A 13482-nucleotide genomic window follows, 5' to 3' on the forward strand; every position below is an offset into this window, starting at 1 on the left:
AAGTAGAACATAGAAAGAAGATAGTAGTATGAAATTAACAAATTCTCAAATTTTAGCTCTTAAACGAAAACGCGGGGAGTTAAATATATCTGTGTTAGAAATGTCAAAACAAACCGGCGTAAGCCGTTGGACACTAGACAAAATTTTTAAAGGCGAAAAAACAAACGTTTATAAATCAACCTTTGATAAATTAAATAGCTGGCTTATATCTCAATTAGACGTACTCAAAGAGCAGTAAGGAGGATGCAATTAATGAAAGAATTAGTATTCAAAACCACGGCATTAAGTACCGCTGAACCTTATACAACAAGTGAGGTTATTGCGGAATATAGCGAGAATGAGCATAAAAGCATTAGAAAACTAATCGAAACACATAAAACAACGCTTGAACGTTTAGGAGTTTTGACATTTGAAATCGCTAAACCTCCTAAAAATTCAAAAGGTGGTAGACCTAGAAAGATTTATCACTTAAACGAACAACAAGCCACCTTTTTAATTACATTGCTAAAAAATACGCCTAATGTAGTAGCATTCAAATTTGAACTCACACGGCAATTTTATGCAACACGTAACGAATTAAAGAAAAGACATTCTTTAAGGCTTGAAGATAAAAGCAAACGTAAAACATTAACGGATGCAGTTAAAGAATGGAATTTAAAAGAAAATTACCCACATCCGTATTCAATGTTTACAAATTTGCTTTGTAAAGTTACAACTGGTAAATCATGCAAACAATTTAAAGCATCATGCAAAGCAGATAAAAAGACCCCTATTACTGAACTAATGAACGTTAACCAATTAGAAAAGTATCAAGGGTTAGAAAATAAAATTATTGCTTTGCTATCGCTTAATATGGACTACCAACAAATCAAAGCATATTTAAATGGTGGAACGCTACAAGTAACAATTTAAGAAAGGAATTAAACATGAAAATAATCGAAATTACAAAATATGAATCATTGTTAAAGAAAAAAATTGCATCAGACCCACAAAGAAATAAAAAAATTATTAACGATCATAATTGGAAAGTTAAAGGACTAAAAGAATATTTATTGAGTTTGGCCAACTAGAAAGGAATTGAATTAAATGGATATTGAAGAATTAAATTTACAAAATAAAGCCTTAATCACTTTATTAGATGATGCAATAGAAAGTATTTCACGAACTAAAGATAAGTTAAAAGATTATGAATTTAACCGCTTAGAAAATTCAATTTTTTATATTATTAGTGAATTAAGCGGAAATACAAAAGCAATTGATGAATTAGTTACAAGAAAGGATTACAAGCACAATGAACAATCTAGATAAAGAAAAGCTATTTCAAATGTTGGCCGACTTAAAAGATTTTGAAACGCAATTCAAGCAAGTTAAAAACTATGATGATGAAAATAATATTATTCAAAATCTACTTTATGTAATGTTTTATGGTCGGCATTACATAGATAAAATGTTGGAGATTGTTGGAAAGTGAGGATAAAAACATGTTTCAAGTTGTGTTAGATGAACAGCAACGCAAGGAATTAAGCAACGATATTTATAACACTGTTAAAAATGCAATTAGTAAAGCAAAACAAGAAGAACAACACGCTAAGCCCTATTTAAATAAAAAAGAAATGGCTAAATGGTTAGGCGTTTCAACTGATACTATTTATAAATTTATTAGAAATGGTTTACCAGTTGCAAATATAGACGGGATGCAACTAATCGGAAAAGAAACCATCATTAATTTTTTAAAAGAACATGAAGAACTTATTTAAACAAAATAAAAAAGCCGTTTAAAAAACGACTTAATAAATAGAGAAATACAAAAAGAGTTTGCCCACTCTTATAATTTCGAGAAACGACTTTTTACTTAAATTACAAGCATAAAAGATGACCCTTAAACTTAATTTTAACAGCAATAAATAAAATAAACAACACCATTAAAGGATGAATTAAATGAACACAAAACAAAAAGCGTTACAGCTTGCTAAAAACAAATTTAAAGTATTTCAGTTATCGCATAACAGCAAAATACCTCTTAAAAATTCTCATGGCTATAAAGATGCTACTAATGATATTGATTTAATTAAACAAACTTATCATAAACAAAATAATCTAGGACTAGCATTATCGCAAAATAAATTAGTGCTTATTGATATTGATATAAGTAATCAAAATCAATTAAAGGAAGTTTTAATTGAACTTAAAAAAAGAAATTACAACTTACCTCAAACATATACCGAGAGAACCCAAAGCGGTGGAACTCATCTAATTTATAAAACTAATAAATCACTAACGCCAACTAATAAAACATTATTCAATTTAGGTAATCATCTTGGCGCAGAAATACGAACAGACGGCGTTATTATTTCGCCCTCTTGCGTTGCTGAATACATTTATAAACCGATTAATAATATTAGTCTACAAGATGCAACTAAAGCGCCACGTTGGATATATAACGAATTACAACAGCATCCAAACACTGATTTTCATTACAAAATAAGAGTACCAACTAATAAATATTACACTGGTAAAAAATTAGATGAGATAGCAAAAGGAACAGGACAAGGAAACCGCAATAACTGGCTTACTGGCGTTATTGGTTGGCTTTTTGGAACTGGTGCAGACCCTGAAACAGTTTACCAGTTTGCGCATGCTATCAATGATACCTTTATTAGTCCACCATTGAAAAATAAAGAAGTAAATACAATATTCAAAAGCATATTAAGGAGGATGACCGCGTAAATGATGCTTATTGACGAAGAAACACAAAAGAATATGGAAAAGTTACGTAAATTACAACAATCAAATAATGAACCACCCAAAACAAACCAAGAACTATTTAGCAAATTGAAACAGGCGGGCAATAATTTGCGTAAAAATAAAGAATACACTATTGAAAGCGGAGCGCATAAAGGAGAAGTAAGAAAGCCACGTTTAACATTCAGAGAAATAACTAACATTGTTGAAAAATATGCAATTTTTAGAACTATTGGAGAAAATGAGAAAGAATTAGAACAATCGCCGTTATATTGGTATGACTTAGACAACGGAATATATACAAAGAATATAAAAAGAATTAGTACGCTGATTAATTATGTAGATAATCAAGCAACCGAAAGAATGATTAAAGAAATTAGGAATAAGTTACTTATTGAATGTAAAGAAACATCTAGAACGTATGATAATAATTTAACTATTGTAAATAATGGCATCTATAACCGTGAAAAAGATAAATTATTGCCCTTTAGTCCTGATTATGTATTTACTACAAAAATAGCGACTAATTACAACCCGAATGCATCCACTGAACCCGTTTATAATGGTTGGTCTGTTTCTAAATGGTTTAATGAAATTGCAAACGGACAACAAGACAAGATTAATCTATTATGGCAAATTATCACGGCTAGCATTGACGCTAATATTTCGCATGAAGCTGCTATCTTTTTAGTAGATAACGGACAAGGAAGAACAGGAAAAAGCACTTTTGAAAAATTGATAATGAACTTAGTTGGCGAAGAAAATTGCGGACAATTAAAACTAATTGAGTTTGAAGATGATTTTAAACTTGCGGGCGTGGATGAAAAAGCCGTAATTATTGGAGATGATAATGACCCAAATACATTTAATGAAAATAGTAGCAATTTTAAATCTTTAGTAACTGGCGAAACAATGATTATTAACCCGAAAGGACTACCCTTATATTACAACCGTTTTAATAGTTTAATCATTCAATCAATGAATGGCGTACCACGTTTTAAAGATAGTACAGACGCTCATTTAAGACGGTTTAGAATTGTAAAATTTAATCATCAATACCAAGCGACGCCTAAAAATAGAAAAATCAAAGATGATTATATTAATCGTAAAGAACTACTTGAATGGCTTTTATATAAAGCCTTGCATAGCAAACCAGTAACTACATTTATTCAAACAGACGAAAGCAACAATGCAACACAAGAGATTAAAGAAGATAATGACGCCGTTTATTATTTTATTAATAAATATTTGGACGAGTTAGAAAGTACACGCATACCAAGCTCATTTTTATTTAATTATTTCATGGTTTGTATGGACATGGAAAACAACCACCAAAAAATTAAACAACGTACTTTTACTTTAAGAGTGCAAAAGATTTTAAAAAATAAAGGTTGGGAATATACACCAACACCAAGATTAAAGCCACTTAAATATTGGAGTGGTAAAGATCAACAGAAATTGGATGAATTAAGAAACGACCAACGTTATTTATGCAATGTTGACCCCGATAAATACCAACGATTATTTTATAAAAAATAGCTTACGAATAACTTACTAATAAAAAATAATACGTAAGTAACTTAATCGCTTGAGAGAGTAAGAGAACTATCGTTACTTACGTTACTTACTTATATATATTTATATATAAGTAAATAATAATAATAATATATATAAGGAATTGAAACATATACGAAAAACGTTAGTTATGTAAGTTATGCTTTATAAACGTTGATATATAGGCGTTTACGTAACTATCGTAAAAAAGTAACAAATGTAAGTATATAAAATAAACGTTGATATATAGGCATTTCTTAACTACCACATAACGAAAAAGCAACACAAAAACGAGGTTAAAATTGGTTATTTACATTTTAAATAGTTTATTCAACCTATTTTAGTAATAAAAAAAGATGCTTGGATGCATCCTAAACAATAAATAATATGACTAAATTAAATTATATTTATTGGAAAGGATGCAGTCAATGACGCTTACAAAACAACAAAAACAAACTTGTAAAAATGTGAGATATTTCTTTAAAAATGATTTTGAAAAATATAAACAACTAGCAACTTTAGCAGATTTAAAAAGTATTAGTTATAACGGAACTAAAGTATCAACCAACAGCAATATACAAGAAGATAAGACAATAACCGCATCCTATTATAAAAATATTGTAGATACTATAAAGACTATTATTGAACGCATACAAAATGAACAATGTAAAAAGGTAATAAAATACCGTTATTTTGAACATTTATCTTATTGGCAAATTGCTCAAAAGATGCAATACGGCGAAAGTACAGTTAAACAATTAAATAACAAAGCATTATTAATATTTGCTGATATGTTGGCAATGGTTACGAATATAGATTTAAGAAAGGAAGATTATATTGAAAAGCATTAAATTATCAAAGGTTGAAAAACGTATTTTAAATATTATTGCTAACCGTGGCAAAGCAGTATCAAGATTAGAAATAACGCAAATAGCAAATGTTTCATCAAGAACTGTTACTGATGCAGTAGCAAAATTAAGAAGTAAAGGTATTCCGATTGTTTCAGAAAGAAATGGCAAAAATGCGGGATATTCAATTGCAAAAGATGAATTTGATAGAAATAAATGTGTTGCAATGCTAACAAGCCAAGCAACAAGCATGATGAATAATATTAATAGTTTAGCTAATGCCGATTTAAAAAACTGGGATAAAAGAATTATATAACTTATTGCTTTCTAAATTAATTGCCTTTAAAATAAAACAAACAAATTATTTAATAGACAATTATTAGGAGAGTTGCCACAATATGACTATTTTTATTATTACGTTAATATCGTTTCTATTATCATTATTCCTTAACCACAATAACGAAGATAGAAAAGTAACATGGATCATAATAGATACAATAATGATAACCATAGTAATATCAATGATTTATTACTTATGTATTCAAGAAACATAAAGGAAGTATATTAAATGAACATATTAGAATTATTATTCGCTGATATTTACGAATTTAACGACCAAACACACAAATTATTAAATGACTACAAGAGATTAAAAAACCTAGATAGCTATTTAAATGACCGCTTTAAACAACTAACAGCAAATCGCATTTATACGCTTAAATTTCCATTTAATCTACATAAAAGTAAAATGATTATTGATGATTTAAGCGACCCAAAAGAGATAACAAAATATAATAATGAAGTCCACGAATTTAATAGTTTAGCGGATAACGTTAAGAGACTAAACCAACATTTAAACAGCTTACAAATAGAAATCGGAATGCTTGCTGATAGTTTAACTTTTGATGATTACTTGGAATGTTGTAAAGATTATCCCGAAATGAGTAGCAAAGAAGAATATAATAATATTCAAGACAAATTAAAGGGTTTCAAAGAATATCTATATAAGCAAATTAAATAAAATATTATGGCCGTGATTATTCACGGTTATTTTTATCCCCCCTACTATTAAAAAATATAATTACAAATAGCTAGGAGCGGACACGGACATTCATTTATAATAAATTCGCTTTTCAAAAGTTTTTTATTATGATTGGCATAGCAATATTATTAATAATGAACCTGACAAAACCTAACATATTTTTTAATATCGGGTGCGAAATCTAAAATTTAATATTAAATAAAACTGGAAAATATCCAGTTTTTTATTTTATATAACTGACTGCATCCATTTTAATTTTATAAATATGGTTTACAAAATATGCTTTTTATATTTTGCTAATTGCTTATTATAGTAACGTTTATTAATGTTTTGATTAACTTTAATGTAAACTGGACAAAACTAGACAAAACGCTCCTTTTTGTTTTGGGTAAATCATTGATACAAAGCATATTACAGCCACTTTAATAGTTTTAATTGTCCAGTTTAGAAACGTTGGTAAAATATTGAAAGGTATTAAAATTAATTGAATGTAAAAAATATTTATTTTTTATTAAATATAATTGACGTTTATTAAATTTTATTGTAGATTTTTATTCTGTGTTACAATCACAGTAATGATTAAAGTATCACATTTTCTAGGAGGTTTTAAAAATGTTAGCTATGGACTGTGCTGATTATATTGTTGATAAGGCAATTAAAGAAAAATTATCAATTACAAATTTACAACTTCAAAAGGTACTTTTTGTTTTAGTTGCCCAATACATTAAAGAATATAATTGCGACTATCCTTTAGATAGCTTTTTTAAAGCTTATGATTATGGTCCAGTTATTCCTGAAGTATATGCAGAATATAGCAGTTATGGTTCAAATCCTATAAAAAAAGTTAGCGACCATGAGGAATTTAATTTTAATAGTTTTCAATTTGAAACTCATACATATAATGAAGAAAAAATACCTTCTGAATTTAAAGATTTAGTAAAAAGGTATTTAAAAAAATTATTAAGTATAAATGTATTTAATATAGTGGAATATACACACTCACTTCCATTATGGAAACAAAATGAAGAAGATATTCATAGTCATGAACCTATTTATTATGGGAAAAATGATGTTAAATTAGATGCAGATTTAGATACATTAATACGCAATAATTTTGTTAGAGGACAATAATTATGGATGAACAAAATCGTAGTAAAGATTTATTATTTTTAACATTAGTACTTAATATTTTGTATATCAAAAATGAAATAGGCTTATCAAAAAATCAATATAATCGCGTTTCAAAATTAATAAAACAATATAATCTACAAACTAGTAAAAAAGAAAACTATTATATGTTAAAAGTATCTGATAAAACTCACATAAAAAAAGATTTAAGTATGATGCTTTTAAAATTATTATCCATGTTAGATAAAGATAATATTCCTTATGATGAAATAACAGAATTAATTTATAACTGCAAAATGAAACTATATGATGATAATAGTGATGCTTCGTATGAGTTTAACTTGTATTTTGATGAAAAAGAAAATGATCCTTTATGTAACAATGATAAAAAAATTAAAACTAAAATTGAAACACATTTTAAACTTTGTATGTTACAGATATCTAAAATACAAGAAGAAAGTTCAGAGGCAAGCGAAATAGCTCGGAAAGCAAAAGTAATAGCAGAGGATGCAAGCAATATTAAAAATTCTATATATACAGATTTTATCGCAATATTAGGAATATTTTCAGCATTAATTTTTGGGATGTTTGGTGGTTTTGATAGTCTAAAAGAAATTTTATCAAATCTTCATAATACTTCTATATCTACTACTCTTATATGTTTTTCTTCATTGATGCTAGGATTACTTTGTTTGATATTTTTATTAATTCAAAGCATTGCAAGAATAACAGACAGGGATACACTAAGTTGTAGTCATCATGGAAACGATAAAAAATGCGAATGTAGTATCATAAAAAATATCCAGTTTTTATATGCTCAATGCTTATTTTTTCAGCTATTTTAATTATTAGTTGCATAATTAGATTTTTTGATCATAATGAATTATATAAGGCTGTACCGATTTATTTGATAATTGCTGGAATACTAACTATAATTATAGCTATTGTTCTCTATGTTGTATTTAAAACTAATAAAAAGAAAAAACATTCACATTGAATTAATTATATAAATTTTATGATTTTTCTCACGTATTATCTTGAATGGTTTACGTGAGTTTTTTTATATACTCAATCAGTAAAACATACTTTTAAACTTAACTCTTTCATATTACTTTAATTTAATTTTATTTTTAATACATCTATCTTTTAAAAATGCTAACAAATGCTAACATAAAAAAATAACCATGTTAAAAAACACGGTTAGGAATTTCAAGGGTTGTTATGTACATTTAAATTATATCATTTCTTGTAATTATAAGAACAGGCAAACTTTATTTATTGAGAGACCCTAAAGGAGACCTTATAAAAAAGCAACATCATTAAACGCTTGATATATCAACGTTTAAGGCTATTTGTTTTTGTGCCCTGTATGCTCAATTGAATTTGAATAATTAAAAAAAGATCTATAAATATTTATAGATCTTTTTTTTAATTATTCGAAATGTGCTGACTTAGCTAAATCATCCATTATTTTATAAAATTTAGTTTCATCTGCTTCAGTCACTAATGTAATTTCTCTTCCATTCTCAGTTGGATATGTCCGACCATCAGCATGTCCTCCAACAATCACATCACTTTTAACCTTTTTCGACTTAATAGTTTCAGGATACAAGCTTGAGATGGTTGTAAGCACATCCCATAGATAATAAACTGAATTAGCTTCATAATTAAGTACAAGAGCATATCCCTGTCCAATTAAATCCATTGCAGGATATTTCCTTAAACTAGCCCAATGGTCTCTCAATTTTATGTTAAGTGGTAATTCTTCTGTACTTTCAAGTCCCACCATTTGAATATCTAAATTAGAATTCCAAACTGTTTTTACAGCCTCTGGATCCCAAAAAGCATTCCATTCAGCTGTACCATCATAATCAGGTTCTATAACGTTCCCATGACCATCAAGAGAACCTCCCATCCAATATAATTTTTCAATTTTATTTTGAATTTCAGGTTGAATTTCTAATGCTCTTGCTAAATCTGACAATGGTCCAGTCATGATTAAGATCGTTTTTCCATCCTGATTCATAATTTTATCAATCATATCAAGATGTGCAGGTTTTTCAGCTTGAGGAGTTTTAATCTTCCCCTTTTCATTTAAAATAGGAAATGAATTAAATGCGTAAGAACTTAAGCGCCATTCTTTTGGAAATGGGTGTTTTGGTCGAGAATCAGATAATGCAACTTCTAACTTATGATTAAAACTATTAAAACGATCGATTATCTTGCGTGATGCTTCTGCAGCAGGTTTAACAAAACAATCGGCATCTGTAACTCCCACTCCAATCAAATTAATATCTGGAACTTGTAATAATAATAACAAAGATGTTAAATCATCGACATTACCATCATGATTAAAATAAACATTTTTCATTTATAAAACTCCTTTAAAACTTCTACTACTAAACACGTATTATTTTACCACTTTTAACGTTTTTGTTCATTATAAAACTGACATTAAATGTGATAAATATATTTTAAGTTCAAAATAACAAAAAAAGAGGAACTTTTTATAGATTCCTCTTTTGTAATATTGCTATTAAATTTTTTCCTTACTTGCTATCAATAAAGTGTTTTTATTTAAATCATCAAGTGAAATCTTTTTCTGTTCAACATCTACAAAATTATCATCAATTAATTCAAATAGGAATAATTTTTTCCCTAACATATTCTCTATATCTGTCCTAATCATTTCTTTATCGATTGAAGGATTTTCTTCTTTTACTAAAGATACCAATTTAGATAAAACAACAGGTGTAATCTCTCCCGCATTAACTCTCTCCTGTTCAGAAATCACTTGATATACCAAATTTTCATGACTTAATTTTCGTCTTTCAGACATATGCTATCATCCCCTTCTTTTTTAAATTATATGCTTTTTGTCACTTTAAAATATTAAATACGCATCATTTAAAAATAAAAAAACTTCGCTCCTCTTTCTGGAGCGAAGATTTTTGGTTGAACTGCTTTCACTCACCTACTAGAGCAAAGCCTTACTTCATCAACCACCATTATCATAATGTCATTGGTTAATTTAATCAACTAATATGCATTGATCATACATGCTTTTTCTTTTTTTTATTTTGAGAAAATGCTTTTTCATGTCTTCGTAAATAATTCAATAATTCTGCTTCATTATGAAATTCACGAGGATGGTGCTGGCCATGTAGTCTTAATATAATATTATTTATCTTAATCCGACCAGTCCATGTATAAGTATGTTCAACAATAAAACGATTGTTTAGACGATTGCCTCTACCAAATTTTAATACATACACTTTCTCAGGCACGATTAATGGATTAACGTGCTCTTTTTCATAGTCAACGCCATGCGCTCTTAAAAAATGTTTTGTTTTATTTAGCATGTTACTCCTCCTCACCTGATTTACTTACTCTAATATTATATCGTAAAAATAAATTAGTTGCTAAAAAAATTTATATTTTAAAAATATAATAAAAATGCTCATAAAAATACGAGCATTCCAGAGTATATCACCCGTACGGGGATCGAACCCGCAACTCCGCCTTGAGAGGGCGACGTCTTAACCAATTTGACCAACGGGCAAATTTACTCTTACTATTATACAGATGTTCATAAAAAAGTCAAACTTAATGGTGATCATAAAAATGACGTAATAACAGATATATAAACAAGAAGAATAATACTATACACCAGATTAAACTAAAAAATCCTACTAAAATCAAAAAGTGTATGCTAAACAAGTTCCCCATTATTAAGCAAACTAATGTAAATATACTCCACTTTATTAACCTTAATTTTAAATCTTCAATTTCGTGCCGCATTAAGTTCAATCCATTCTTAATCAGTCCACCATTTGTCAAACTGTTTCATTAATGATCTTACTGCTTTACCTCGATGACTTACACTGTTCTTTTCATCAACCGTTGCTTCGGCAAATGTCTTATCTAAATCAAATGAATAGAAGAGTGGATCATATCCAAATCCTTTTTCACCAACTTCATGTGTTAAAATTCTTCCCTCTGCTTCGCCACTAACTTTAAGATTTTCCTTTGTAGGATGAGTAACTACGATTGAAGTATGAAAGTGAGCTGTTCTTTTTTCTTTTGGAACATCTTTCATTTCTAATAGTAATTTTTTGCGATTAGCTTCATCATCATGATCTCCTGCATAACGTGCTGAATGAATTCCTGGTGCTCCATTTAAAGCATCAACACATAATCCTGAATCATCAGCTAAAACAGTAATTTTCATTGCATCAGTTAATGCCTGTGCTTTAATATAAGCATTCTCATCAAAAGATTGTCCATTTTCATCGATTGAAGGAATACTCTGTTCTTCTAAATCTAATAAAGTAATTACTTCAAATCCTTTTGGCTCAAAAATTTTACGATATTCACGTGCCTTACCTGGATTTTTTGTAGCAATTAATATTTGTTCCATTTTAAAAACCTCATTGTTTAATTTTATCTTCATTTTATCATTCATCATTTAAATTAGTAAGAATTTTCTACAGTAAAACGATATAATAGTAATAGTTGTTTTGAAGGAGCAAATTATGGAAGAAAATTTTTTTACCAAAACATTATTAAATAAATCTGGTACTACACTTGGTACAGAGATGTTACGTGATTTATTAATCCCTAGTTTAGTTGGCAATAATAAAGATATCATGTACTGGTCAGGAAAATTATTAGCACGTAAATTACCACTAGCAAGTAAAAAAGACTTAAAATTATTTTTTAAATATGCTGGTTGGGGAGACTTGAAGTTAATTAAGTCAAAAAAAGATATAGAAATTTTTGAACTAAGTGGCGAGCCTATTAAATTACGTTGTAAATTAACAGAAAAACCAGATTTTAAATTAGAAACTGGTTTTATTGCTGAAACTTATCAATTAGAGGATCAATTTGTAACTGAAGGTGAAATTGAAAAAGTTGACAGTAAAAATTATACTGTAACTATCAACATTCACATTGATAAACATTCTTCTATGTTAGAAGAAAAAACGGGTATTCAGCCATTTTCATTGATTGAATTTGATAAAATTCAAAAAGAAGCTCAAAAAATTGATTCATCTAATTTAGAATCAACTTCAAGTAATACTAATGACAATGCTTAATCTTTTTAACAACAGCCAACAAAACAATTTAAAAAAGTGAAGTTTAGTTAGCAACATACTAATTAAACTTCACTTTTATTTATTCTTCAGTTTTTGTTTCAATAATTGTTGGTTCAGCAAAATCTTGATCAAAGTTTAAAGTAAAATGCATATGATCTTTTCCAATTACTGTATTAGGGAAAATATCAGTAGCATTCTTTAAATATTTTTCTGGATGACGCATTGCCTGTGAAAAGTGTGTCAAAACCATTTCCTTAACATGACCCTTTTTAGCTTGAGTTGCAGCTTCAGCAAATGTCATATGCATTTTATTTGCTGCTTTTTCAGTGTCATCATTTGATCCAAAGTTTGCACAACTTAATAACAAATCTGAACCTTCAATAAAACCAGGAATTTCTGGTGTTGGACGTGTATCTGTAACCCAACTTACACGCATTCCCTTGCGTGCATTTCCTAATACCATATCAGGCGTATATGTCTTACCATCTATCGTAATTGGTTCATCTTTACGTTGAAGATCACCCCAAATACGTTGTGGTACTTCATTTTCTTTAGCTTTTTGAGGATCAAATTTTGGATTTCGTTTCAAATCAACACGATAAGCAAAATTAGGCCGTGTGTGCTTTACAGGTAATGCAGAAATTGATAATTCACCATGAATCCACTTATTATTAATTACAATAGGTTCATTTGGCTTAGGATCTTCGATGATATTTATGTCATAATTTAACCATGGCATAATAACTCTGAATCCCTTCATAACATCTTTAATGCCCTTAGGACCAATGATTGTGATTGGTTCTGTTCTTCCTGTGTTACTTGTTGTTCCTAAAATTCCTTGTAAACCAATTACATGATCACCATGTAAATGAGTAATACAGATTACATCTAATGATTTAAAACCACTTCGAACTGCACGCATTGAGACCCCAGTACCTTCACCGGCATCCATCAAAATTTTACGTCCCTTATATTCAATAATTGCTGATGATAAATAACGGTCAGGTAATGGAATACTTCCACCAGTACCCAATAATGTAACATCAATCATTAATCTTACCTCTTCCTT

General features: G+C 28.6%; 19 protein-coding genes and 1 tRNA gene. 14 read left to right on the forward strand and 6 right to left on the reverse strand.

The window, feature by feature from the left end:
• The first annotated feature begins 28 nt into the window (after positions 1-28).
• From QPK35_RS04495 to QPK35_RS04555, 13 genes are all read left to right on the forward strand, one after another.
• A complete protein-coding gene (locus tag QPK35_RS04495) occupies positions 29-238 on the forward strand; it encodes a helix-turn-helix domain-containing protein (protein WP_290032797.1) in 210 nt (69 codons plus the stop codon).
• A 14-nt stretch (positions 239-252) separates the two neighbouring features.
• Entirely contained in the window at positions 253-912 is a 660-nt protein-coding gene (locus QPK35_RS04500) for a Rha family transcriptional regulator (protein WP_290032798.1), read from the forward strand.
• Between the two features lie 14 nt (positions 913-926).
• Positions 927-1070 carry a hypothetical protein gene (locus QPK35_RS04505; RefSeq protein ID WP_290032799.1) on the forward strand — a complete coding sequence of 48 codons (144 nt, stop codon included), beginning with the start codon at positions 927-929 and terminating at the stop codon, positions 1068-1070.
• A gap of 16 nt (positions 1071-1086) precedes the next feature.
• A complete protein-coding gene (locus tag QPK35_RS04510; protein WP_290032800.1) occupies positions 1087-1308 on the forward strand; it encodes a hypothetical protein in 222 nt (73 codons plus the stop codon).
• Entirely contained in the window at positions 1292-1471 is a 180-nt protein-coding gene (locus tag QPK35_RS04515) for a hypothetical protein (protein WP_290032801.1), read from the forward strand. The genes QPK35_RS04510 and QPK35_RS04515 overlap by 17 nt, the downstream gene beginning before the upstream one ends.
• Positions 1472-1481: 10 nt before the next feature.
• Positions 1482-1757: a helix-turn-helix domain-containing protein gene (locus QPK35_RS04520; RefSeq protein ID WP_290032802.1), complete on the forward strand. Its 276-nt coding sequence runs from the start codon at positions 1482-1484 to the stop codon at positions 1755-1757.
• A gap of 181 nt (positions 1758-1938) precedes the next feature.
• Entirely contained in the window at positions 1939-2727 is a 789-nt protein-coding gene (locus QPK35_RS04525; RefSeq protein ID WP_290032803.1) for a bifunctional DNA primase/polymerase, read from the forward strand.
• Positions 2728-4281: a DNA primase family protein gene (locus QPK35_RS04530; RefSeq protein WP_290032804.1), complete on the forward strand. Its 1554-nt coding sequence runs from the start codon at positions 2728-2730 to the stop codon at positions 4279-4281.
• A gap of 443 nt (positions 4282-4724) precedes the next feature.
• Positions 4725-5147 (forward strand): sigma factor-like helix-turn-helix DNA-binding protein, encoded by a 423-nt coding sequence (locus tag QPK35_RS04535; protein WP_290032805.1) that lies wholly within the window; start codon positions 4725-4727, stop codon positions 5145-5147.
• Positions 5134-5460, forward strand: coding sequence for an HTH domain-containing protein (locus QPK35_RS04540; protein ID WP_290032806.1), 327 nt, complete (start codon positions 5134-5136; stop codon positions 5458-5460). Before QPK35_RS04535 ends, QPK35_RS04540 begins: the two co-directional genes overlap by 14 nt.
• Positions 5461-5712: 252 nt before the next feature.
• Positions 5713-6165 (forward strand): hypothetical protein, encoded by a 453-nt coding sequence (locus QPK35_RS04545; RefSeq protein WP_290032807.1) that lies wholly within the window; start codon positions 5713-5715, stop codon positions 6163-6165.
• A 633-nt stretch (positions 6166-6798) separates the two neighbouring features.
• Positions 6799-7317 (forward strand): Panacea domain-containing protein, encoded by a 519-nt coding sequence (locus QPK35_RS04550; RefSeq protein ID WP_290032808.1) that lies wholly within the window; start codon positions 6799-6801, stop codon positions 7315-7317.
• Positions 7318-7319: 2 nt separating this feature from the next.
• A complete protein-coding gene (locus tag QPK35_RS04555; protein WP_290032809.1) occupies positions 7320-8159 on the forward strand; it encodes a hypothetical protein in 840 nt (279 codons plus the stop codon).
• Positions 8160-8746: 587 nt separating this feature from the next.
• Here the strand turns inward: QPK35_RS04555 and QPK35_RS04560 are convergent.
• From QPK35_RS04560 to QPK35_RS04580, 5 genes are all read right to left on the reverse strand, one after another.
• On the reverse strand, positions 8747-9685 hold the full coding sequence (locus QPK35_RS04560; RefSeq protein WP_290032810.1) for a nucleoside hydrolase: 939 nt from the start codon (positions 9683-9685) through the stop codon (positions 8747-8749).
• A gap of 165 nt (positions 9686-9850) precedes the next feature.
• Entirely contained in the window at positions 9851-10153 is a 303-nt protein-coding gene (locus tag QPK35_RS04565) for a hypothetical protein (RefSeq protein ID WP_290032811.1), read from the reverse strand.
• 214 nt (positions 10154-10367) lie between these two features.
• Positions 10368-10676 carry a hypothetical protein gene (locus tag QPK35_RS04570; protein ID WP_290032812.1) on the reverse strand — a complete coding sequence of 103 codons (309 nt, stop codon included), beginning with the start codon at positions 10674-10676 and terminating at the stop codon, positions 10368-10370.
• A 127-nt stretch (positions 10677-10803) separates the two neighbouring features.
• Positions 10804-10876 (reverse strand) — tRNA-Glu (locus QPK35_RS04575).
• A gap of 255 nt (positions 10877-11131) precedes the next feature.
• A complete protein-coding gene (locus QPK35_RS04580; protein WP_290032813.1) occupies positions 11132-11734 on the reverse strand; it encodes an XTP/dITP diphosphatase in 603 nt (200 codons plus the stop codon).
• Positions 11735-11849: 115 nt separating this feature from the next.
• Between QPK35_RS04580 and QPK35_RS04585 the strand changes: the two genes are divergently transcribed.
• On the forward strand, positions 11850-12413 hold the full coding sequence (locus tag QPK35_RS04585; protein WP_290032814.1) for a DUF2507 domain-containing protein: 564 nt from the start codon (positions 11850-11852) through the stop codon (positions 12411-12413).
• A 79-nt stretch (positions 12414-12492) separates the two neighbouring features.
• Here QPK35_RS04585 and QPK35_RS04590 read toward each other — a convergent pair whose 3' ends face one another.
• A complete protein-coding gene (locus QPK35_RS04590) occupies positions 12493-13464 on the reverse strand; it encodes a ribonuclease Z (protein ID WP_290032815.1) in 972 nt (323 codons plus the stop codon).
• Between the last annotated feature and the right edge of the window lie 18 nt (positions 13465-13482).

The organism is Ligilactobacillus cholophilus (assembly GCF_030389495.1).
GTDB lineage: Bacteria > Bacillota > Bacilli > Lactobacillales > Lactobacillaceae > Ligilactobacillus > Ligilactobacillus cholophilus.